The organism is Leptospira gomenensis, assembly GCF_004770155.1.
In the GTDB taxonomy this organism is placed as follows: domain Bacteria; phylum Spirochaetota; class Leptospiria; order Leptospirales; family Leptospiraceae; genus Leptospira; species Leptospira gomenensis.
Map to the genome: position 1 here is coordinate 41,519 of NZ_RQFA01000073.1, position 23,769 is coordinate 65,287.

16 protein-coding genes and 2 pseudogenes are annotated in these 23,769 nt (G+C 48.4%); 9 read left to right on the forward strand and 9 right to left on the reverse strand.

Going from position 1 to position 23,769, the window contains the following annotated elements; translation table 11 throughout:
• Positions 1-282 precede the first annotated feature (282 nt).
• Genes purL through ileS form a run of 3 tightly spaced genes read left to right on the forward strand, consistent with a single transcriptional unit; the run spans position 283 to position 5,931 of the window.
• Positions 283-2,517, forward strand: a complete 2,235-nt coding sequence (gene purL / locus EHQ17_RS16495; RefSeq protein ID WP_135589927.1) for a phosphoribosylformylglycinamidine synthase subunit PurL — start codon at positions 283-285, stop codon at positions 2,515-2,517.
• Positions 2,518-2,534: 17 nt separating this feature from the next.
• Complete coding sequence (locus EHQ17_RS16500; RefSeq protein ID WP_135589926.1) at positions 2,535-3,188, forward strand: leucine-rich repeat domain-containing protein; 654 nt, start codon at positions 2,535-2,537, stop codon at positions 3,186-3,188.
• A 7-nt stretch (positions 3,189-3,195) separates the two neighbouring features.
• Complete coding sequence (gene ileS, locus EHQ17_RS16505; protein WP_135589925.1) at positions 3,196-5,931, forward strand: isoleucine--tRNA ligase; 2,736 nt, start codon at positions 3,196-3,198, stop codon at positions 5,929-5,931.
• A gap of 372 nt (positions 5,932-6,303) precedes the next feature.
• On the opposite strand, the gene EHQ17_RS16510 is transcribed toward ileS, so the two are convergent.
• Together EHQ17_RS16510 and EHQ17_RS16515 are read right to left on the reverse strand one after the other, a co-directional pair.
• A complete protein-coding gene (locus EHQ17_RS16510) occupies positions 6,304-7,041 on the reverse strand; it encodes an LA_1326/LA_4305 family lipoprotein (protein WP_135589924.1) in 738 nt (245 codons plus the stop codon).
• Positions 7,038-7,406 (reverse strand): STAS domain-containing protein, encoded by a 369-nt coding sequence (locus EHQ17_RS16515; protein WP_135589923.1) that lies wholly within the window; start codon positions 7,404-7,406, stop codon positions 7,038-7,040. The genes EHQ17_RS16510 and EHQ17_RS16515 overlap by 4 nt, the downstream gene beginning before the upstream one ends.
• 122 nt (positions 7,407-7,528) lie before the next feature.
• On the opposite strand from EHQ17_RS16515, the gene EHQ17_RS16525 reads away from it, so the two are divergent.
• The 4 genes from EHQ17_RS16525 (at position 7,529) to EHQ17_RS16540 (ending at position 13,448) form a co-directional block, all read left to right on the forward strand.
• Complete coding sequence (locus EHQ17_RS16525; RefSeq protein WP_135589921.1) at positions 7,529-9,397, forward strand: hypothetical protein; 1,869 nt, start codon at positions 7,529-7,531, stop codon at positions 9,395-9,397.
• A 21-nt stretch (positions 9,398-9,418) separates the two neighbouring features.
• Positions 9,419-10,138, forward strand: coding sequence for a carbon-nitrogen hydrolase family protein (locus tag EHQ17_RS16530; RefSeq protein ID WP_135589920.1), 720 nt, complete (start codon positions 9,419-9,421; stop codon positions 10,136-10,138).
• 129 nt (positions 10,139-10,267) lie between these two features.
• Positions 10,268-10,795: a YcxB family protein gene (locus tag EHQ17_RS16535; RefSeq protein ID WP_167882482.1), complete on the forward strand. Its 528-nt coding sequence runs from the start codon at positions 10,268-10,270 to the stop codon at positions 10,793-10,795.
• Between the two features lie 166 nt (positions 10,796-10,961).
• Positions 10,962-13,448 (forward strand): hypothetical protein, encoded by a 2,487-nt coding sequence (locus EHQ17_RS16540; RefSeq protein ID WP_135589918.1) that lies wholly within the window; start codon positions 10,962-10,964, stop codon positions 13,446-13,448.
• A 37-nt stretch (positions 13,449-13,485) separates the two neighbouring features.
• On the opposite strand, the gene EHQ17_RS16545 is transcribed toward EHQ17_RS16540, so the two are convergent.
• The 7 genes and pseudogenes from EHQ17_RS16545 to EHQ17_RS16570 all read right to left on the reverse strand — a co-directional run bounded on the left by EHQ17_RS16545 (position 13,486) and on the right by EHQ17_RS16570 (position 20,450).
• Positions 13,486-14,553: an AI-2E family transporter gene (locus EHQ17_RS16545; protein WP_135589917.1), complete on the reverse strand. Its 1,068-nt coding sequence runs from the start codon at positions 14,551-14,553 to the stop codon at positions 13,486-13,488.
• Entirely contained in the window at positions 14,546-15,073 is a 528-nt protein-coding gene (locus tag EHQ17_RS16550) for a cyclic nucleotide-binding domain-containing protein (RefSeq protein WP_135589916.1), read from the reverse strand. Before EHQ17_RS16550 ends, EHQ17_RS16545 begins: the two co-directional genes overlap by 8 nt.
• Before the next feature lie 4 nt (positions 15,074-15,077).
• Complete coding sequence (locus tag EHQ17_RS16555) at positions 15,078-15,626, reverse strand: lipoprotein signal peptidase (RefSeq protein WP_135589915.1); 549 nt, start codon at positions 15,624-15,626, stop codon at positions 15,078-15,080.
• Entirely contained in the window at positions 15,623-17,344 is a 1,722-nt protein-coding gene (locus EHQ17_RS16560) for an ABC1 kinase family protein (RefSeq protein ID WP_135589914.1), read from the reverse strand. The genes EHQ17_RS16555 and EHQ17_RS16560 overlap by 4 nt, the downstream gene beginning before the upstream one ends.
• An 11-nt stretch (positions 17,345-17,355) precedes the next feature.
• Positions 17,356-18,174: pseudogene (locus tag EHQ17_RS16565) on the reverse strand (Gfo/Idh/MocA family protein); the annotation flags it as partial.
• A gap of 164 nt (positions 18,175-18,338) precedes the next feature.
• A pseudogene (locus tag EHQ17_RS20445) lies at positions 18,339-18,564 on the reverse strand (gfo/Idh/MocA family oxidoreductase); the annotation flags it as partial.
• A 404-nt stretch (positions 18,565-18,968) separates the two neighbouring features.
• Positions 18,969-20,450 (reverse strand): amidase, encoded by a 1,482-nt coding sequence (locus EHQ17_RS16570; RefSeq protein WP_135589912.1) that lies wholly within the window; start codon positions 20,448-20,450, stop codon positions 18,969-18,971.
• Between the two features lie 162 nt (positions 20,451-20,612).
• Here EHQ17_RS16570 and EHQ17_RS16575 point away from each other — a divergent pair, with 162 nt between their 5' ends.
• A complete protein-coding gene (locus tag EHQ17_RS16575) occupies positions 20,613-21,584 on the forward strand; it encodes an ankyrin repeat domain-containing protein (protein ID WP_135589968.1) in 972 nt (323 codons plus the stop codon).
• Positions 21,585-22,105: 521 nt separating this feature from the next.
• On the forward strand, positions 22,106-23,743 hold the full coding sequence (locus tag EHQ17_RS16580) for an HsdM family class I SAM-dependent methyltransferase (protein ID WP_135589911.1): 1,638 nt from the start codon (positions 22,106-22,108) through the stop codon (positions 23,741-23,743).
• Positions 23,744-23,769: the final 26 nt, after the last annotated feature.

A 23,769-nucleotide genomic window follows, 5' to 3' on the forward strand; every position in this document is an offset into this window, starting at 1 on the left:
GAATTTTTAAATTCGTGAGGAGTTCCTACTTTTTTCTTTTTCGGTCGAGTTTTCGGTTTTGCGGAGAGGATTGGGGCCGGAAACGTAGGAACTCCTCGGCGTAAAATCCTTCCGCGATTTCCGAGGATCTTTCGATCCTGTGGGAACTCCCCCTGAGCGGTTCTCGAGGGTGCGGGAACTCCTCACTTTCTTTTGTTCCACGGGAATTCCTGTAGGAACTCCTCATCCTATCCGGGAATATTTGATTTTCAGAGCGTGAGTCGGAAAAAATACTGACAAACGATGGAAAAAGAAGCCGTTTCCTTACAAGACGCCCTCGAACACGGGCTTACCCCAGAAGAATTTCAGAAAATCCAGGAAATCCTGGGACGAATCCCGAACTCAACCGAACTCGGAATTTTTTCCGCGATGTGGTCGGAACACTGTTCTTATAAAAACTCGATTCTAAAATTAAAAACGCTTCCTACTTCTTCGGACAAACTTCTCGCGCAAGCAGGGGAAGAAAACGCGGGTGCCATGGATATCGGGGACGGACTCGCGGTCGTATTTAAGATCGAAAGTCACAATCACCCGACCGCCGTCGAACCGTATCAAGGTGCGGCGACCGGAGTCGGCGGAATCATGCGCGATATTTTTACGATGGGCGCTCGTCCGATCGTATCCCTGAATTCTCTCCGGTTCGGAAATCCGGACGAACCGCGGAACAAATATCTTCTTTCGCGCGCGGTCAAAGGAATCGGCGACTACGGAAATTCACTCGGGATCGCGGTTTCCGGCGGAGAACTTTTTATCGACGAATGTTTTACCAAAAATCCTCTCGTCAACGCGATGACGGTCGGAATCGTCCGACACGATCAGATGGCGAGTGCGACCACCGGCGGAAAAGTCGGAAACGCGGTTTATATCGTCGGAGCTACGACGGGAAGAGACGGAATTCACGGAGCTTCCTTCGCTTCGAAAGATCTTTCCAAAGAATCCGAATCGAAACGTTCCGCGGTCCAGGTAGGAGATCCTTTTATGGAGAAGCTCCTGATGGAGGCGAGTTTGGAAGCGATTCAAAAAGGGCTTTTGGTCGGAATTCAGGATATGGGCGCAGCCGGAATTTCCTGCGCCACTTCCGAAATGAGCGCAAAGGGAAAAACCGGAATGAAGATCGATCTCGATCGGGTTCCGTTTCGTGAAACTGGAATGAACGCCTATGAGGCCATGTTGTCCGAATCCCAGGAGAGAATGTTGGTCGTCCCGAAAAAGGGAAAAGAAGCCGAGCTCGTAGCTATATTCGAAAAATGGAATTTAAACGCGGTCCAGATCGGAGAAATAACCGGAGACGGAATGATAGAAATTCGGATGGGCGGCCAACTCAAGGCTAAAATTCCCGCCGAATCACTCGTGTTAGGCGGAGGAGCGCCTCGTTACGAACGGGAGGTCAGACGTCCTTCATACTTGGACTCGGTCAAAAACTGGACGCCCGCGGGAATTCCGGATGTGGCCGAAACGGAAACTTCTCCGATTTTACTCAGACTACTTTCCTCTTGGAACGTGTGTTCCAGAAAACCGATCACGGAACAATACGATACCGAAGTCGGACTCGTAAAACTGATCGGCCCTGGATGCGACGGAGGTCTTTCCTCGATTCCCGATACGAACAAGGCGCTCGCGACTGCGACCGATTGTAATTCCAGATACACGTATCTGGATCCGTATAAGGGAGCGGAGTTTGCGGTTTGCGAATCCGCCCGGAACGTCTATGTGACCGGAGCTACTCCGCTCGGAGTTACGAATAATCTTAATTTCGCAAATCCTTATATTCCGGAAAACTACTATATGTTTTCTGAATGTGTTCGAGGACTCGGCGACGCCTGCCGAGCGTTGGACCTTCCCGTTACGGGGGGAAACGTCTCTTTTTACAACGAATCGCCCGAAGGGCCGATTTTCCCCACCCCTACGATCGGGATGGTGGGAATCCTCCAGGATAAAACCAAATTGCTTTCCAATGTTCCCGAAGAAGCGGGATTACATCTCGCGATTCTCGGAAATTTCCGTCCTTCTCTGGGAGGAAGCGAATACCTCAAGACGATCCACGGTCAGGTAAACGGAGCGATTCCGGAGCTGGACATCAAAGAGGAAGCCGCTTTGTGTCGTTTAATAATATCATTAAACGAAAAAGGGGTTTTGAAATCCGCAAAAGATCTTTCCTTGGGCGGGCTCGGAATCGCACTCGCTAAAACCGTGCTTCTCTCCGGACTGGGAATCGAAGCCGATCTTACTCCTTTGAAAACGGATCGAAACGATTTGACCCTTTTCGGGGAATCCGCCGCTTCCGTGTTGGCGAGTTTTACCGAGAAAGACGCGGAGGAGGTCCGTAAGTCGGCTGAAGAAGCGGGATTACATTTTTATTTATTAGGAAAAACGAATGCGACCGGAATTCTGAATGTCGCCGGATTCGGAGTTCGGGTCACTCTCGAGGAAATGTCATGTCCGTACGAAAGCGGGCTCGAATCTGTGTTCGCTCTCTGAAACAAAAGGATAAAACAATGGAAATTTCTTTACGAAAACAAACCTTCGTTTTCGCGGCTATCACGGCGTGTGCTGTATTCTTTTCGAGTTGTAAAAAAAACGCGGAGGAAATCCTGAAGGACGCGGAAGCGAGTCCCGAAACGGTCACGGTTTTGGATTTGGGAATGCAAAAATTGACTTCTACTCCGAACGGAATTTGCTCTTTTCCGAATCTGTCGCGTCTGGATCTGCGTTTAAACAGCCTTTCCTCCTTGGCCGAAACGATCGGAGACTGCAAAAATTTGGAACAGATCAATCTTTTCGGAAACGATCTTTCCGCCTTCCCTTCCTCGTTTTCCAAACTCAAACGGTTGCGCGTAATTCTCATGGGAAGCAACGATTTTAAAACGTTCCCTTCCGAATTCCTATTTTTACCGGAAATCCGGACGATCTACGCGGATCAGAATCAACTGTCTCTGACGGAAACTGACGTGGAGATACTCGCTTCGTTGACCGGTTTGGAGGAGCTGGATTTGAATCTCAATCGGAACATCAAATCGCTTCCTTCGAATTACACGAAACTGAAAAATCTGACTCGATTAAAAAGATTGAATATTAAAAAAACATCATTAAGGGGAGAGGACGCGGATAAACTACAAGCGATCCTTCCCAAAACAAAGATAGATTATTGATACAAATATGAGCGAAACACAAAAAGAAAACCCTTACTCCTCCACGGTATTACTTCCGAAAACCGATTTTCCCATGAAGGCCGATCTTGCGAAACGCGAGCCGGATCAGATCCGTTCTTGGAAAACCGATCAGGTATTCCGGAAGATGCGGGAACAAAGAAAAGGGAAAAAGGAATTCGTACTTCACGACGGTCCTCCGTATGCGAACGGAAATTTCCATCTCGGTCACTCTCTCAACAAGATCCTGAAAGATACGATCGTAAAGTCCAAATCCCTCGCCGGATACTACACGGATATGATTCCCGGTTGGGATTGTCACGGTCTTCCGATCGAAGTGCAGGTCCTCAAAAACCTTGGTAAAAAGGCGAGGGAAACCGGACCGGAAGAACTCAGACAACTCTGCAGAAGTTATGCGGAAGAGTTCGTGGGCAAACAAGGCGAAGACCTTTCCCGTTTTCTTTGTTTTTGGGAAGAGGATCGAATTTATAAAACCATGTCTCCCGATTTCGAAGCGAAAATCGTGGAGGTTTTCGGGGAATTGTTCTCCCGGGGTTACGTGTATCGGGGTAAAAAACCGGTTTATTGGTCCATCGATCTCGCGACCGCACACGCCGAAGCGGAGATAGAATATTATCCGCACGTTTCCCCTTCGATCTACGTCAAGTTTCCGGTGGTCGGCGAAAAAAACCGTTTCTGTCTCATCTGGACGACCACACCTTGGACTCTTCCCGCCAATCTAGCGATCTGCTTTAACAGAAAAATTGAATATTCCATTTTTAAAACGGATTCCGGGGAGGAACTGATCCTCGCCGACGGATTGGTCGAAAAGGTGACTAACGCGACCGGTGTTTCGTTTCACAAAGTAAAGTCGGTCTCTTCGGACGAACTAACCTCCTTGAAGTTTCAACATCCGTTTCTGGATCGTATATCGATTCCTTTGTTCGGAGATCACGTGACATTGGACGCCGGAACCGGTTGTGTTCACACCGCGCCCGGTCACGGACAAGACGACTACAAAGTCGGGCTTGCTGCGGGTTTGGAGCCGTATTCTCCCGTGGATGATTACGGAAAATACACGGACGAATTTCCTTTGATGCAAGGTACGAAGGTGTTCGACGCGAATCCGGAAATCATCAAGTTATTACAGGAGAAGGGCTTACTTCTTCATCACAGCGAATTCGAACATTCGTATCCGCATAGCTGGAGAAGCAAAAAACCACTCATATTCCGCGCAACTCCGCAGTGGTTTTTTAGGATGGATTTCAACGAACTTCGCGAAAAATCCCTCGCCGCCATCGACAAGGTGCAATGGATTCCTTCTTGGGGAATCACAAGAATCCGTTCCATGGTGGAAACCAGACCGGATTGGTGTCTTTCTCGTCAGAGAAATTGGGGGGTGCCGATTCCGGCGTTCGTCTGCGAATCCTGCGGAGAAACCCATATCGACACGACGTCGATCCGCTTCTTCACCGATCTGGTCCGCAAAAAGGGGATCGAAATCTGGTATTCCGAAAAAGCGGAGACGCTTCTTCCTCCGGGGGCCAAGTGCGGGAAATGCGGAAAGGGCTCGTTCAAAAAAGGAAACGACATCCTGGACGTTTGGTTCGATTCAGGAGTTTCCAACTTTGCGGTGTTAGGTGAACGTAAGGACGAACCTCCGGCCGATCTTTATCTGGAAGGTTCGGATCAACATCGGGGATGGTTTCAATCCTCTCTTTGGCCTTCGATGGCGCTCCGGGGAATTCCTCCTTACAAAACGGTTCTTACACACGGTTACGTTCTGGACGAAAAGGGCAGGCCGATGTCCAAGTCGCTCGGAAACGGAATCGATCCAACGACCGACATCATTCAGGTTTACGGCGCGGACATTCTCAGACTTTGGGTGAGTTCCTTGGATTTTCGGGACGATATCAAGGTGGGGAAGGAATCCCTCAAGATCGTCTCCGAACAATACAGGAAGATCCGCAACACGTTCCGTTATCTTTTGGGCAATTTGCATGGGCACGATCCGGAACGGAATCTTCCGTACGAGGAATTGGAGGAGATCGATCGGTATTATCTTTCCAAGCTGGCGCAGTTCGTCGAAGAGGCGGTACAGAGTTACGACACGTATCAATTCCATCAGATCTATCAGAAATTGATTCTCTTCTGCACCGTGATCTTGTCCCAGGATTATTTCGAAATGATTCGGGATCGGATGTATTGTGACGCGAAGGATTCCAAAACGAGACGTTCTTCCGCGACGGCGTTGCAGCATATTCTGGAAACGTTATGTATTCTTACGGCTCCGATCCTGAGTTTTACCGCCGAGGAAGTTTGGGCTTCCAGCGGAAAAAAAGAATCGGTCTTTTTTCAAAATTTTCCCGATCTCCGATCTTGGAAAAATCCTTCCCTGGAAGAAACCTTTCAGCCGGCGTTGGACGCGCGGGAAGCCGTTCAAAAGGCGCTGGAATTGGCGAGACAGGAAGGCAAACTCGGAAAGTCCCTGGAAGCAGGATTGGAAGTCGTCGTGAAAAACGGAATCGGTTTCGGACGGATTCCCAAGGAAACGTTGGAACTCCTTTTCGTGGTTTCCCAAATACACGAAAACAATCCCGGGCTGGAAGTCCTCTCGTCGTACGAAAACGAAACGTTCTCCGTAAAGGTTTTAAAACCGAGTCAAGGAGAATGTCCTCGTTGTTGGAGACATACCGCTCCGAAAGACGGGGATCTTTGCGAGCGTTGTAAACACGTCGTCGGATAATCGAAACAAAACCTACCAATCCCTCTTTCGTCGCGACCAAGTTTCGGAGGAGAGGGAATTGGGTGGCGGGGGACGTCTCCCCCTCGCTCCAAACGCGTTCGCGTTTTCCGCTACCCCCTCTCCGGGAAAACCTTTCCTTGGTTTAGCCCGGACCCGATCCAACGGTCCTCCGACATCGAAATAGAAAAACACATCCTATCCGAAAAACGCGTCGCGTCGCGTCCGGAAAAAAAACGGACGGGTTCGATCGCGGCGTTCGTACGACAAAACCGATTTCGAACCGTCAAAGGCTTCGAAATCGGGATTGAAATTCGGAACGGGTTGGTGGAGGAAACGAGGAATCGAAACGCAAAATGGGTCGAAACGTCTGTTTCAACCGCCGGGACGATCGTTTTCGTCGGTCAATCTGCGGATTTCGTTTCGTTTGCGGGGTTTGAATTTGTACTGATCCAGTTGGTCCGTCGGAAATACGATCCACTTTCGGTTCGGAATATTACGAACCATCTGAAACTGAACCGCTCCCGTATCCGAAATTTCCGTTCCGTCCGAAACGTTGGTCAGATAAATCGGTTTGATATCGGTCCAAAGAGAAAAGTCTAAACCGATTTCCTTGTTGATGATCTCTCGTTTGATTTTTCCGAAAACCACGTTCACCCGACTTTTTTCGCCCCAGATCAAGGCGGTCGTCAGTTCCTCCGTGGAGACAACCGATTGGATGTCGTCGTATTTGGAAATGAGAACCAAAAGTTTGTTGTCGGGAAGGGCTTGGATCACATAGGGAAGATCTCTTGCTATGATTTCCAATTCTCCGTCGGAAAAAACGTGATCCGTAAAAAAACCGAGGGAGGATTTTTTTACGTATTTCAAATTTCCCAAAAGATCCTTCCACTTTTCGGAAGACAAATTCGGATGTGCGAACGGTCCCGGGGTGACGAGATCGTCAAACTGATCGATTCGGGAAGGGCTGATTTTAAAATACGCAACTTCTTCCGAGTTGTAGAGCAGATTGTGCGCCCTGGACCAGAAAAAAATTCCCCGTTCCTGAACCCAGGAACATCGAACTAAGGATAAAAGCAAAACTAAGAATACAATTGGATAGGGACGTTTCATTTGGAATTTTGATCCACAAACTCTTGAAAAAGCGGATACTTGCTTAGAAACTCTTCGTTGGTATAAAGGTTCACAATTTTGTCCAATCCCGAGAGTCGAAACACCGAGTTGAGCGATTTATTGAGTCCGAATATGTTCACGATTCCGTTTTTTTCGCGGATTTGATTTCTGACTTTGATGATGATGCCGATTCCCGAAGAGTCGATGAATTTGACCTTCCCGAGAAAAAAGCTGATGATTTCCGGATTTCCGGTTTTGACGGATTCCTCGAATTCGTAGTAGAAATCCCTAGAATTATCCATCAGAATATCTTCAAGAACGCCAAGAACGATGTGGTTCTCCCGTATCTCGCTTCGGATGATCATCAGATCGAAAAAACACCCGGAAGAAAGGTCTGTCAAGAAGTAAAATCGATCAGTATCTTTCTTGATTTATTTCCTAGAACTGCGAATTTGAACTGTAGAGCGGAATTGGTAAGGATTACGTTATGGCCGAGTTTGATAAAACGAAACGTTCCATCGGAGTGAACAACCTGGATGATAAGGCCAGGAAAGAAATGTTCGATAAATTCCAATCCGCAGGTGGCAAGGTCGTCAGCGAAAAGGATAAGAAAAAAGACGAAGGCGATCGTAAATCCTCCGCCCCGAACATTCGCCAAGGACAAAGAAGTCAGGCGGGTGGAAGAGATTCTTCTTCGTCCCGCTCCGGAAACGTTTCTTCCGGGGGAGGACGTTCCTCCGGAGGCTCCGGTAACAAAGGGGGAGGCGCCGTATCCAGAGGCCCCAGCGCCCGGGACCGCAAGGCTCTCGAAGACGAGATGGGCAACTTCATCAATCGTTTCTCCGTTCGAGTCAAATGTTGGTTGGGTCGTGTGACCGGGTTTTCATCGCCCGAGTTGTTGCCTTCCTTCCTTTCCGAATTTAACCTCTCCGGTAAAAAAGCGCTTCTGGAATTGAATTTCGTCGGCAACGACATACTCGGAAATCCCGCCTACGCCGCCAAAATCGCCAAGGAACTGGACGCTCAAAATCCGATCTACATCGAACTTCTGGGACGTATGCACAAACTTTACGACAACGGGGAAATCAATCAGGTCCTAGAACCGCATAACGCGGCTCCCGATCTTCCCGTTGGAATTTCCAGAATCCGGGATCCGCTCTATTCCATCTTTAGAAAGTTATACTACGTTTATCCGTTTCAGGGAAGTTACGTCAAGGCGGTGACTTTGGGGTATGCGGTTCTCGAAAAGTTGGAAGGAAAACCGTCCAGCATCTACAACACCAAAAAGAAACGCGCACTTCAGGAATTCGATTATCTATTCGGAACCCTCTTTGATAAACTCTATCTGACCGTTTTACGGAACGAAAATAAAAACATCCCCTTGCTCAGCAATACGATGGAATCGGTTCTCGGAATCGTCCCCGAAGAAAAACCGGGCCAGAGACAACAAGGCGAAGAGCTGGATGAAATTTCCGGCGGAGCGACGCAGGAAGAGGCGGCCCCCGAAGAGGAAAAAAAGGAAGAGGTCAATCCGGAAGAATCCCTGAGCAAGGAATTAAAATACGGTCTCAAACTGATGCGTATGCTTCCTTTGGATCAGCTCCGGAAAAAACACGATCCTCGCGGAGAATACGATCTGATTCCCGCTTCGGACAAGGCGTTTTTGACCTGGTTGTTTTTTCGGGAATTCGACACGGAATACTCTTTCGTCATGACCACCAAAAAGATAGAGATCAAACCCACGATCGTGAACGGAGCCAAGGTGGATTATCGGGAAAAGATGATCGATCTTTACGAAACCACTCGGGCTTCGATCGAACAGTTCCGGATCTACGATCAATATCATAAAGAACTCAAAAGCCATCTTAAAAACCCGGGAGCCAATTACATCGAGGCTTCCAAAAAGACGAGCGCCCTCGAAACCAAACGGAGTCAACAATCCAGAAACGTTCGGGTGACGGTTAAGGAATTCGTGGAAAAAACTTCCGAGATCCTTGAAAAACTCATCACGGACATGAAGACCAAAAAGGAAGTGGTCACGAACATGGAAGAGTTGATGACCTTCGATCTGATGGAATCCAAACGACGTCTGAATAAAAAACCGATCAAACAGTGTATCATGGAAGCGTATTGTTACGCAATCGCGTTTGCGGGAAGATTGGAAAGCGGAGATCTTTTCGGAGGAGTTACGGAACTTTCTCCGGAGGATATGGAAAAGGAATTCGGAATCAAAACGGAACAATCCTCCAGCGAGTCCGATCTGGGACTTCCTGCGGGCGGTGCGGCTTCCGCGGAAGCAAACGAGAATTTGGACGCGGATTCCCTCGGAGTGGATCCGTCGATTCTCGGCGACTGACGGCGGATCGCGGAAAAATCGTTGGCTTCCGTAAAAGTTACACTATTTCAAAAGGATTTAAATCGTCCGATCGGAGAGGATTTAAAGGGAAAGTTGAACAAGGAAAAATCGGACTTTCTCCTTTTGCCCGAATACTTTCCGTTTTACGAATCCGGCGCGAACCCGGATCAATCCTCGGCGAAATCCAAATTCTACATCGACGAGTTGTTGCAAATATCGGAATATTATAAAGGTGTAATTATCGGCGGTTCGGTATTCCGAAAAGACGACGCGGGGATTTTGAGGATTTCGGTTCCCATTATACAAGGAGTCGTGGTCGCCGATTGGTACGATAAACAAAATCTCGCTCCTTTCGAATCCGGGGCGGTTGCGGGAGACGGGGAGCGTATCTTCATCATGGGGGGGCTTCGTTTCGGGATCGCCGCCGGAAAAGAAATCGATGATTCGAATCGTTTCGAAGAACTGAAATCCCAGAACGTTAATCTTTTGTTTCATTGCGATTTTATTTCGGAAAGTGAATCCACACACGCTCTGGATTTGGAACGTTATGCGAAACTTTCCGCCAGATACGGAACTTTGATCGCGAGGACGACGGGGGTCGGCTCCGTTTTGGGAAAAACCGGGATCGGCAGGAGCCTTCTCGCGACCTCTTCCGGAGTCAACTGGAAGGTCGCGGAATCCGAAAAACAAAAAGAGATCCTGAAAACGGTCATCGTCAACGGAGTAAACGGTCTTTTTTGAACGGGAATTTTTAAAGGGAGATTTTTCTTTTTCTCATCGGAGCGAGTTTCAATACGCAAATCGGACCTCCCTCGAATGTTTTTACTTCGTGATATCGCCCGCACTCTTCTTAAAAAAGGAAACGTCCTTATGAAACTCAGCTTCACGTTAAACGAACAGGACATCGTAAACTTCAACGTATTTCATTTTAGAAATTCGAAATTCACTACCAGAAGAAGAATCCTGTTTCGGTTTTTGATTCCGATTTGGGTCGTCGTAGTTTTTTTGTTTCTCAATCGGGAGCAACTCGACGCGACTTCTTTCCTGTGGAATTCTCCTTTGTTTTTGTTCGGGATTTTTTGGTTTTTGTTTTCCGATAAGCTGTATTTTTGGAGATTGAAGAACAACGTGAAGAACCTCCTTCGGGAAGGAAGAAATAACGGTATGATCGGAGTCCAGAATTTGGATTTGTCCGACGATACTTTGATCGTACAAAACGAATCCGGGCTCTTTCGACATTCCCTGAAATCGATCAATCGCGTGGAAGAAGGCGACGGTTATCTATTTTTGTACGTGACCTCCCTTTCCGCGATCCCGATTCCCTTATCCGTTTTTAAGGATTCCGAAAAGGAAACGTTCATCCGTAAAATCGCGGAGTTTTCCTCCCACTCCGTCTGATTCGATAAAAACCGGGATCGTTCGGAACGAACCGTCGCCGTTTCGTAGTTAATCGGTCCTTTCGAGTAACGAGACAACTTTACAATATTAGAAAACTTCCGTATTATTAAACGACATAAATTCAGATAGGTCCGGTCCTATCCCGTTTCAAAGGAAAAAATTTCCCATGTCGTATTATCATAGTTTCCGAAGAATCGGGCTCTTCGTCTTCGTTTCCCTTGTCGCCGTTTCCAACTCTCGTTGTATGATCGAAGACCGTCTTTTGTGTAAAATTCCGCTTTACGACAAGATCAACGAACTTTCGATCCGGAGAGAGGTTTGTAAAGACGAGAAATTCGACCTGAGCGTCTTAGGGGTGTTAGGCGCTTTTTTCCGTCAGCCTAAAACGAACACCCCGATCCTGTTCGTGACCCAGGTTCCCGTTCCAGGTAAGGATTTTCGTACGGTAGCGATGACTTTCGCGAATCACACTACCGGAATGACGGACGTCCCGCGCGGTGGTAATTTGATGATCCGTTTTCCAGGAGGTAGAATCCGGAATCTTACCGGGGAAGCGGGTTTTGGAAGTTCCGACGTCTTTCAAGGCGAGAAATCGATCGCGGTGCGAGACCCGAACGTTCATTGGAGCGGAAAGAAGGCGTTGTTCAGCATGTTGATCGGAGGCTCCAAAGCGCGATTCGACAATGCGACTCCTTCCGCGTCCCGTTGGCAGATTTACGAGGTGGAAGGTTTGGGCGAAGCGGATACGGCGGTAGTTCGTAAAATCCCCGGACAACCCGCTTCGTTTAACAATATTTATCCGGTTTACGGCACGGGTTCTAGGATTCATTTTATCTCCGATCGTCCTCCCGCAGGAGCCGAAGCGTTGTATCCGGCTTTGGACGAATACGAACTGACTCCGACGAACACGGGAGTTTGGAGTATCGATCCGCAAACCGTCGGCGGAGATTTAAAACATCTGCATCATACTCCTTCCGGAGCTTTCGATCTTAGATTGGATCGTTCCGGAAGATTGATCTTTACGGTTTGGGAACACGCGCAACAGGATATCTTTGCGAATTCCGACCTTGCGGCTTTTCTTAGTTACCGACAAACCAACGGAACCGGGATCGGATTCGATCCGAATTCTCTTCCCGCTAAATCACGGAATTTTTTCAACGAATCGGCGGGCTCGGGATCCGAGCTCGTATTGGATTCCTACTATAATTTCGCCGGGGATACGGTTCGGGATTTGTATAACGGAGAACCGTTTTATCCTCCTCAGGAAAGACCGGATCAGTGGACGGCCGGTCCGCTTCATTACGAACGATCGCTCGTGAAACATTTCATCACCTGGGAGATGAACGAGGACGGTACGGAAGTCTTGACCATCAATCATCTCGGAGCGCACGAGCTCCACTATTATCAACCTCGGATGATCGTCAACGATCCCGCTATTACCGACCGAACCATCGAAGTTTCCCAGGCCAATGCCGATCCGAATTTAGGAGAAGTGATTTCTAAACCTTTCGAACAGATGATGCAATCGAGCGAAGATCCGAACGAACCGGGTTGTTATTTTTTCACGAACGCACATCATTTCGATTCGTACGGAGCCGGTCAGATCGGTAGGTTCTGCGCCGAACCCGGTAAAAGCGCAAATCGTATCTACGCGGAACACGTTACGCATCCTTCCACAAGAAATCCTCCCTCCGATTTTTTTCCGCCGGCCGGTCATACGGGTTTGTTTCGGAATCCGGTCGCGCTCGGCAGCGGAGTTTTGTTGGCGTCCCATTCCCCTCCGGTGAATACTCTTACGGATAGGCCGCAGTTTCAGATCAAGGAATTGGAACGATTCGGAGAGTATCACGTTCCCGTGGTCAATCTTACGGAATCGATTCCGTGTAACGTGCGTTATTTTACTCCGGACGAGGAACGTTCTTATTCCGGTCCTTGCTGGCAACTTTCTCCGGTGGAAGTCGTTCCTCGGGAAATTCCGACACCTCGTGTCGCGAGTCTTCCCGATATCGAGAGAAACGTTTTTCAGAACCAAGGGATCTCGGTTCCCTTTTTCCAGGATTATCTCAAACAAAGAAACCTCGCGATGTTCGTGGTTCGCAACGTCACCAAACGCGACGCAGCCGATCGGCAACAGCCTTTCAACCTCCGCGTTTTCGGCACGGCGAATGCGAGCACCGCTCCCGATTACGATCCAGCCCAAGGTCATAAGTTATACGACTTGCAGAATTTTCAGGTGTTTATGGCCGAACTACGGAGGGGCGCAGACGGTAGAAACGGGCGTCGAGTGTTGCCGACACAACTTTCCCGTTTGTCCAATGCGACCCTGAGAGCGTCTTTGTTAAACGAAAACGGAAATCTCGCGGGAACTCCTTTGTTAAACGACAACGGATTTCGCATTTTTCCGGACGGTTCGATCGTGGGAATCGTTCCCGCGGATCGTGCGATTTCCTGGGAAGCCCTCGGTCCGGTCGCTCAGGGCTCCCATCCCGTCGTAAAGGAGCAAGTTTGGGTTTCCTTTCGTCCCGGTGAAATCAGGGTCTGCGCTAATTGCCACGGGGTGAACGGCCGCGATCAGACCGGTGCGATAGGCGGTCCGGTAAATACGCCGCAAGCCTTAGTGGATTTTCTACAACAATGGGACGCGACCCACTGACGGTTTTTGCGTGCGGGATCCGAGGAGGGGTTCGCGTTTACAAAAGGTTGTGATCCTTCATCGAACTGTATAAGGTCTGTAGCGTTACTTTTAGGATCGCCGCCATCGGAACGGCGATCAACATTCCCACCAACCCGAGAGCCGCCCCTCCGACGGTGACGGCTCCCACCACCACGATCGGATGAAGGGACACCGATCCGGAAATGACGATGGGTTGTATCAGAAAGTTATCGATGATCTGCGCGATCAATACCACGATCAATATCGAAGTCATCAGATCCGTCGTCGTATTTCCTCCGATTACGAGCGCGAAAAATAAAGGAGGAACGGCTCCCATGATCGGACCTAAGTAAGGCACCGAATTGGCCACTCCCAAAAACAATCCGAAGATATAGAAATAAGGCAATCCGATCGCATAAAACCCGATCGTTGATACGATACAGATGATCGCTCCTTGTATCATAAGACTTTTGAGATAATTGGTCAACTGTTCGTTGATCTTATACGTGACCATCAAAGCCATTTCGAAATATCGGTTCGGGATCAGGGAAATCAAATTCTTATACATTCCGTTTCCGTTTAACAGGAATAAGAACGCGAATAAGGGAGTGATGATCATATATCCGATCAGAGTGGGAACGTACGATACGAATCCCTTTACCTGCTCGTGCATCAGATCCGCGATCTTCTTGATGAGTTCGTCGGGCCGGATCGTTTCGTTCCAACCCGCGGGAAATTCGTTGAACTGAAGATTGACCGTTACCGTCAGATATTTGAATTTCGCTTCGTCGAGATCCTGTTTCCAGTTTTTCAACAAAGGATTGAGAGTGGACACGATCGGCGGTGCGACCGAGTTGATGAAAAGATAAATCGGTATCGAGATCAACAACATAAGAATCGCTATCGACAAGATGCGAGGAATTCCGAAACTTTCGAGATTGTTGATCGTTCCGTTGAACGCGTAAAAGATCAACAGAGCCATCACCATGGGAACCGCGAGTAGTTGTAATCCCCAAAGAGAGACTACGATGGTGAAAATCACGATCAGAAAAAAACTGGTCCGTATGAAATATTCGGAAAGTTCCCGTCTTTCGGAATTACGCATTCTTTTGTTTTCCCCGGAAATACGCCTTTTCCAAAAGTCCGTTCGTTCTGTGAAGTCGTTCCACTATGACCGTGGACAAACTCATCAGAATTTCGATTCCGATCCGAGGTTTGGTTTCTATGATTTCCTTGAGATCGGGTTGGAAAAAACCGAGCAACGTGGTTTGTTCCAAGGCGATGGCGCTCGCGGTTCTTCGTTCCTCCGTGAATAAGGAAAGTTCTCCGAAAAAAGCGTGGGCGTCCAGATGCGCGAGATCCAGTTCGATTCCGTCGCGCACGGACCGAATTACGACCGATCCTTCGTAGACGAGATAAAATCCCGCTCCCACTTCTCCCTGTCGGAACACGGTCTCACCCTCCTGGTATTCGCGTATGTGGACCATTCTCGCGATTTCGATCAGGGTCCTTTTTTTCATTCTTCCGAATACGGAGGTCTCGCGGAGAAATTGTATGATCTCCTTATTGTTGGCCTCTTTTCTGCGAAAGATCTTTTTCCAGATGGGCAGATCCAATGCCTTCAAAAACTTATTTCTCCTCTTCGAGTTTCATCGTAAAAATGAGAATCGTAAGTCCGATCGTCACGCAGGAATCGGCGAAGTTGAAGGCGGGCCATCTCGAAAACAGCAGAAAGTCCGGCCAGTCGAAATCGAGAAAGTCTACGACTCCGATGTATTCTCCCGCGCCGGGACTAAAACCGAGTCGGAACCCCGTCCCCGGAATTTTTACGAAAAATTTATCCAGAAAATTTCCGAACGCTCCGGCCATCACCAAATTCCATCCCCAAGGATTTCCGAGGTCGTGGTTCTTCCAACGATATCCGATCAGAAATACGATCGCGATTCCCGTTGCGAGCAGAGAAGGTAATGCGTTGTCTTGGAACAATCCGAATACGAATCCGGTGTTGAAGGTCAACGTCATTCGAAAGAAATTTCCGAGCACTTCCAGATAACGATGCGGTTGGAAATACAGGATCACGAGGAACTTGGTCGTTAGATCGACGATGACTCCCACGAAAATGAAGCCGAGGTAAAAGGGGCGATACACGTCCAAAAACGGTTTTTCGAAATATTTCACAAGGGGTTTCCTTTCTTTTTTAGTTTATTCTTCCAGAACGAATAGAGCAGTACAAGTCCGAAAAATCCGGAGGTTCCGAAAAAACTCCAGCTTTGGATTTCCATTCCTTTTTCGAGATAATAATTTCCGAAATGAATTCCTGCAATCAGGAAAACGGAATACAGGATCTGATGTCCGAGGACGTACATCTTCCGGGTATGTCGTTCTACCTCGACGAGTTGGATTCCTTGTTTTCCTCGGTTGATGTTTTGGAGTACTTTATAAAATTCTCCAGGAATGGATAAGGTGTTTCCTAATAAATTTTTATCTTCGTTTAACAAAAGTGACTCCAGTCCGCCTTCTTTTCCGGAGGCGACGGTCCGGAACGGTTTTTCGCCGTAGTCCAATACGGTCCGATAGGGATCTAAGATCGCGGTGATCCCTACCAATAAGCCCAATACCCGTTCCAGGAATATGAAATTTTCCGGGATCTGAATCATCCTGAAAATTTCCTTGAGACTGGAATTGATCTCTTTGAGAAACAATCGGTCCTCTCTCGTATGTATTTGTTCCAGGGAAAGGTTCCGGAAATAATCCGTATCCGATACGAAACGGCCCAACTTTTCGAGGGAATAGCGGACCACTTCCTCGAGTTTATCGCGATCGGCGCTCGAAGATAGGGCTCCGATCTCCTCCAATCCGGTCACGACTCCATAGTAGTCTTTGGCGATTCCCGAAAGAAGGATTTTTTTGAGAGCATACACTCCGCCGGAAGGCATTTCTCCGACCGCCCCGAAATCGATAAAACATAACTTTTCATCGGGAGTATAGATCAGATTTCCCGGATGAGGATCCGCGTGGTAAAATCGATATTGAAAGAGCATCAATACGTAGGCGCGGACCAATAATTCCACGGGTCGGGATTTGGCCTGCCCTTTGAGAACGGGTTGCGCTTTCGTGATTTTTACTCCTTCCACAAACTCGGTGACCAGCACGCTCTTTCCGGAAAATTGTCGGATCACCTTGGGAAATACGTAGTCCGGTTCTTCCGCGAAAAACTGTCGCATTCGATCGTAGGAATCGGCTTCGAGTTGAAGATCGGTTTCCCTCGTGACAAGATGTGTGATTTCGTCGTGAATTTTGCCGTATTCGAATCGAAAGAGATATCGGTTGATCCGTTTGAGAAAGGAGCGTATGTTTTTGAGATCGTTGGCGATGAGTGTTTCGATTCCGGGATACAAAACCTTGATCGCGACTTTTTGTCCTCCGACGGATGCGACGTGGACCTGCGCGGTGGAGGCGCTTGCCTCCGGTACGCTTTGGATGTCCGGAAATACTTTGGTGATTTCCTTTCCGAATTCGGTGCGGAATCGTTCCTCGATTTCGGAAAACGGATGCGGGGGAACTCTGTCCTGCAGTTCTTGTAGGGATTCCGTAAACGAATCCGGAAATACGTGCGATAGATTTCCGAGATATTGTCCGAGTTTGATGTAAACTCCTCCCATGGATAGGAAGAAGTTCCTACAATCTTCGCCTAACGAATGAAAATACGCTTCTTGACGATTCGGTTTTCGGTAGGAAGGGAATACGATTCTTCCTAATTTAAAAAACCAGACTATGGACCAGATTTTTTTCCAAACGAAGGAGCTCGCGTTCCAAAAACGCCAGGAGCTTCCGTGACGTTTGTAAGAAGGAAGGTCCTGAGGTTCGGTTGTTCCTGTCGTGGAAGAAACGAGCATGGTCGGAATTTCTAAACCTCTAGGATTCTTTTTTCGGCTCCTCTCCGGATCTTGTCCAAAAGAACGAGGATTTGCAGATTCTCCTCCATATCTCCCGTAATCGCGGAAGTTTTTCCGGTCATATTCCGAAAGAGTGAATCATAGAGGTTCAAAAACGGATTCGAGCCTGCGGAAGATTTTTCCGAAATCGGAACCGGAGTCAAACTATTAAATCCTTTGTATTTGCGGGAAGGTTTGGATTTCCAAAAAGAAATTCCGTCGTTTCCGACCAAAATCCGGGCGAATTCGGTTTGGATGTCCAACTCGAACTGAAAGTAATTCCGCATTCCTCCCGCCTCCAAGAATACCGTTGTTCCGTCCGGGTAGGTCATCAGAGCCAAGGCTTGTTCTTCCACGGGGGAATTCGGATACGATCTTGTAACCGAACGGATCGATTCCGGCATTCCGAGATACCAAGTCAATAGATCCACGGCGTGTGTTCCGTCGTGGAAGAGCGGGCCGGTTTTGTCCAGAATCGCCCGGCCCGGTGCACGAGCCGATGTGAGGACGGAAGCGCGGATGGTTCGTACCGGACCGTAGGTTTTGTTTTGAATCCATCGGCGAACCCGAGCATACATCGGATGATAGCGGCGCTCGTGATTGACGCGAAGATCGGCGCCGGTGTTACGACAAAGTTCGGCGAGTTTTCGGGCGTGAGAGACCGTATGACAGACCGGTTTTTCCACGAGCAAATGTCGGAACCCGAACCGTATCGCATCGCGGGAAAGTTCGTAGTGGGTTTCGGACGGGGTCGCAATGACGACGAGACAAGAGGGAAGGTCGATTTTATCGGAAAGTTTGTGGGAACTCCCCCGCAGAGACGGAGATTTTTTCCGGAGTTCGTAGGAACTCCCCGTCTCCGGAATCGGAACGGCCACGATTTTATTTTTTGAGTTTTGTGCATCGGGGGAGTTCCTACGTTTTACGTTTCTGTCGGAGGACCGGACTCGCTCGGTCCATTCCCGGAAGTCGGAAAAACATTCCGTTTTCGGAATATTCCAATCTTTGCAAAACCGATCCCGTTTTTCCGGAGAAGGATCGATCGCTCCGATCAGTCGGAACTTTTTTCTTCCCCAAGGAGAGAAGATCGTTCCCGCGTGTGTGCAGGGATGTTTGCGTAACGGGTCCTTTTCGAGCAGAGAGGAAATTCTTCCGAGACCGATCAATAAAACGGGAATCATAGAACGTCCTTCAGAGTCGCGAACTGGAGCGGCGGAAGCAAGAGTTATTTTCGTCTTCCTTTCGAGGAGATCCTACATCCGAATCAAAACCGAATTCCTTCTCTGCGGGGGAGTTCCCACACTTTTCAAAGAACACTCGTGTACCGTTTGCAAAACGAAAGTGACGGCGATTCTTTTTCTCACGCGAAGGATCGTTTCTCCGTAGGATCTCCTTCCGGACGGATCTACGTTCCGAAATCTTCCCGAAAATGGAGATCGGAAAATGGAACCGTTTCACTCAGAATACTATTTTCCGCCCCGAATCGCACATCGCAAAAAAACCACGCGCAAATCGTATACGGAGATCCGACATCCCACGACATCCCACAAACAACGCAGAACAAACCGACTAAAATCGGTTTTCCTTATTTGTGATTGGACCAAGGCGCCGCCTTTTCCAGTTGGGCGCTGAGACGAAAGAGAATGTCCTCCCTTCTTTTTGCAGCGGTGAACTGTAATCCCAAAGGAAGTTGATCCGCGGTTTGGCCGATCGGGATCGAAACCGAAGGTTGGCCCGTAAGATTGGCGAGTTGTGTGAACGGAGTTCTCGAAAGACTTTGTTCTACAAGTTGATCCACCAACCCCGAGGCGAGCAACATTCTCCCCAAACCCAATCGACCGACGATCTGCATCGCGATCGTTTCTCCGACCTTCGGTTCCAGTTCTCCGATTTTTGCGGGAGGCATTGCGGTCGTAGGTGTGAGATAAACGTCGTACGTTTCGTGAAAGGTTTCCATCGCGATCGCCGCCTTGTCCCATTCCTGAAGATTGAGAACGAATTCTCCGGCAGAAACCGTTCTTCCCAAAAGTCCGAGAATCCAAGAAACGGATTCGACGTCTCCCATTCTCGCTTTTCGTCCTAAAATCGCTTCCAGATTTTTGATCTGCGCGGCGACTTCTCCGAAATACATCGTGATAAACGCGCGACCGATCGCCTTACCGTCCACGGGCGCTTCTTTTTCTTCCACTTTGTGACCGAGAGAATGGAGAAGTTTTGCGGTGTGGAGAACCGACTCGATACAATCCGGATGCACCGGCGTTCCGATCGGAGACTGCGTCGAAAATGCGATCCTCAGTTTTCCGGGCGGTTTTTTGATCTCGGAGAGATATCCGGTTTTTGCGTCGAAAGAAAACGCGCCCCCCGATTCGATTCCGGAAAGCGCATCCAAAAACGCCGCGCTATCGCGGACGGTTCTCGTAAGAACGTGATCCACGGACGCTCCTTGCCAATATCTTCCGACATAGGGCCCTACCGGAGTTCTCCCCCGTGTAGGTTTGAGACCGTATAACCCGCAATAGGCGGCCGGAATTCGGATCGATCCTCCTCCATCCGAACCCGTTGCTACGGGAACCATTCCGGAGGCAACCGCGGCCGCCGCTCCTCCGGAAGAACCTCCCGGAGTCCGTTCCAGGTTCCAAGGATTTCGAGTGGGTCCGTGAAATTTCGGCTCGGTGATCCCCATCAGCGCGAATTCCGGCGTGTTCGTCTGACCTAAAAAAATCGTTCCCGCATTGCGCAGACGTTTGACGAATTCGGAATCCTGGGGAGAAATATAATTTCGAAACGCTTTCGACCCGGAAGTCAAAGGAGCACCTTCGATCGCATGGATGAGGTCCTTGACTAACGTAGGAACTCCTCGAAACGGTCCTTCGGGAAGTTTGGATTTCGCGGTTTTTCTCGCTTCGTCGTAAAAACGACTGATGACAGCGTTGAGACCGGGGTTGATGGATTCAATTCGTTCGATCGCGGACTCCACGAGTTCGGAAGGATGAACCGATTTTTTCCGTACAAGCTCCGCTAAGCCGATTGCGTCATAATACGTATATTCTGAAAAGGGGCGAGACATCGTTGCACTCCGAAATCAAAGAGGGAACTCCCTCCCGAACTTCGGGTCAAGATATAAAAAAGGACTTTTTCGGATTCCTGGAAAATCAGGATTGAAAAAATGTGGATCAGGATCCGGAACGGTGATCCGATCCTTAAAGAAAGACGGTCTTACACAACGAAAATGGTTTCCAAACTCAATCTACTCCCATCGATTCTATTCTTTTTTCCCGTCTTTCTGTTCGCCGATCCGGTTTTGGATAGCGAGTTTCTCAGAGCGGTTCAGGAAGGAGATCCTAAAAAAACGGAGATCTTGCTCCAGGCGGGGGCCAACGTGGACGCGGCGGATTCGAGAGGGAAAACCGCGCTGATGATCGCCGATCATCGACCCGAGGTGGCGGAAGTGCTGATTCGCGCAGGGGCCAACGTGAACATCCAGGACAAGGATGGAATTTCCGTTCTTATGGAAAGTTTATCGGGGCTTTTGGATGTGAAGGTTTTGGACATCGACGATCTCGCGGTCCCAAAACGATTGATCGAATCCGGGGCGAAACTGGAATACGTTTCCAAAACCTCGACCTCCGAAAAACCGACCTCGCTTTTGAACCTCGCTATTCGTCATTCCAATCTTGTCCTCGTTCAGTTTCTCGTGAACAATCGTGCCGACGTGAATTTCGACAAGGGAAATCCGGAAGAATTTCCCCTCTTTCTGGCGAGCGGTGCTGGAAATTCCTCCGCAAGTTTTTCGATCGTGGAGTTCCTACTCAAGAATCAGGCCAAACCGGATTATACCAGTCGCCTTCACGAAAAGACGGTGGAAGGTAAAACGATACAAGCCGGAGCCGACAACGCACTCCACTATTTATCCGAAGAGCCCAATCCCGATCTGAGAATCGCCGAACTCCTGGTGAAATCGGGCACCAATCTCAATCACAGAAACGTGGAAGGAATCACTCCTCTGTTACAGGCGATCGTCAGAAAAAGATCGGCTCTGGCCGAAAAACTCCTGGAGCTGGGAGCCGATCCTTCCATCGCGGACGTTCAAGGACGCACTTGTCTGGAAGAGGCCCGCAAACACAAGTTAGACGGATTAGAAAGTCTCATATTAAAACGAATCGGCGGCTCCAAGGACAATTCGGACAAATCCGGGCTTTAAGTTCTTAGCCCCGTATTCTCCGCGTTAGTCGCCGAAAAGGAAACGGAAATTCCTTTCCGATTTCCCATTCCTAATAATTTCCTTTTTTTTAAAAAGACATTCAAGATCAAAGCCCTCTTGCGACGAAGTATACGTTATCGCACGTTGTTTGTTGAAATTATGAAATTTATAAACGGAGAAACTCATATAACATAGGATTATCGCAACATGAGGTCGTCGCGAAAGAATGAACACGTGTACGACGAAGAAGCGGAATATGATTCCTTTTCGGGACTTCGTTTAATCTTATCGTATACGAATCATTTTATAAATTTTAACAAGAGAAGAATATTTCGACAGCAGGTAGTATACTCGAACGTCGCCTAACACGGGTAATTTTCGCTTAATAAATTACTGGTTGTTAGGTTCTCAGGATCTGAAATTTTTGCCATTGAACGGCTGTTAGCTTGTAAGCAATCCGTTCTACATCAGAAAAATCGAATTCGTTGGAACGACGAATGATTCGGATTTGTACGGTATAAATGTCTCAAGAGGCCAATCGAAAAATAAAAAATAAATTTTTAGGTCAGTTTTTTACTCCCGAAAAAGTTGCGGACTTCCTAGTGGATTGGGTTCTTGGAGCGAAACGTCTCGAAGGTTTTTCGGGAGAACGCAAACGTATACTCGATCCCGCGATCGGAAACGGAGTTTTTTTTAAAAGCCTACTTGATAAACGACCCGAGATCGAAGCGGATTGGGTAGGATTCGATTTAGACGTTCAGTGTCTGGAAGCAAGTCGTTCCACTTTGGAAAACGGCATCTCCGCTAAAAGTTCGCTTCAATTTCACGACAGGGATTTTTTGCTCGAAAACTCCGAACAAAAATTCGACGTCATTTTATGCAACCCTCCTTATAGAAAGATCAGCGATAAGGAATATTCTCGCGAATTGAATTTTCGTTTCGGAAGACATTTGGATCGAAGACTTCCGGGAACCGCCAACCTTTACGTTTTTTTTCTTCTGAAATGTTTGGATCTGATCGAGGTCGGTGGAAGAGGGGCCTTTTTGGTTCCGCAGGATTTTTTCAATTCCGGTTACGGAGTATTCATCAAAACGGCGCTACAAAAGTCGGGACTGATTCATTCTTTATTTTTGCTTTCTCCCCAAGACAGTCTCTTTGACGAAGCCGTAACGAGTTCCTGTATTCTTCTTCTGGAGAATTCGGGTAAAACGGGAACATCGGGTTTTTTATGGACGAGGTTGAAACCTGGTTTTTTTTCCGATAAATCGGAAAGGCTTTCCGTTTCGATCGATTCCATAAAAACCGAATGGATCGAATTTCCCGATCCGGAGGCGAAGTGGAGTCCTATCTTTCATCGTCTCGAATCGAGAATGGACGTCGCCCTCGGTGCGGAAAAATCGGAAACGACCGGTCCAAAAATTCCTTTGTTGGAGTTCGGAAAATTCACGCGAGGGATCGCCACGGGAGACAACGATTTCTTTCTTTTCACCGAAACCATGGTCCGCGAAACCGGGATTCCGGAAAAATACTTCAAGCCATGTATTCCAAAATCTCAATATGCAAGAAATAGAATATTCCTTCGATCCGATTGGGAGGAGTTGAGTCGTAAGGGTGCGAAGGTCTGGCTTTTGGACGTTAAAAACGAACTCAATCCGGACGATTCACCCGAACTGCGCAGGTATCTCGAACAAGGGCTGAAACGCGGAGTGAATAGGAGATTTTTGCCTTCCCGAAGAAAAAATTGGTACACCCAGGAAGCGAAGGGCTCTTGTCCGATTCTGGCGTCCAGCTTTCATCGAACCGAAATCAGGATTCTTCGGAATTTCAGCGACGTCGCGCACTTGACCTGCTTTCACGGATTTAATCCCGCGCCCGGGATGGACGAATGGGTCGATCTCGTTTACGCGTATCTGATTTCCTCCCGATCCAAACTCGATCTTGAAACGAGAAGACGCGAATACGCGAGAGGATTGTGGAAAGCCGAGCCGGGAGACTTGAATTCGCTTTTGGTTCCGGACTTTAGAAATCTCCGACCCGAGGTGCGCGAGGAACTGAAAAAATCGGTCGCCGATCTTGGGCGGGCACATTCCAATTCCCTGCACGAACTTCCGATTGTATCCGCGATCGATTCCATCTTCGAACAAACGTTTCCCGTTTGATCTCAGTCAATTTTGACTTGATCGTA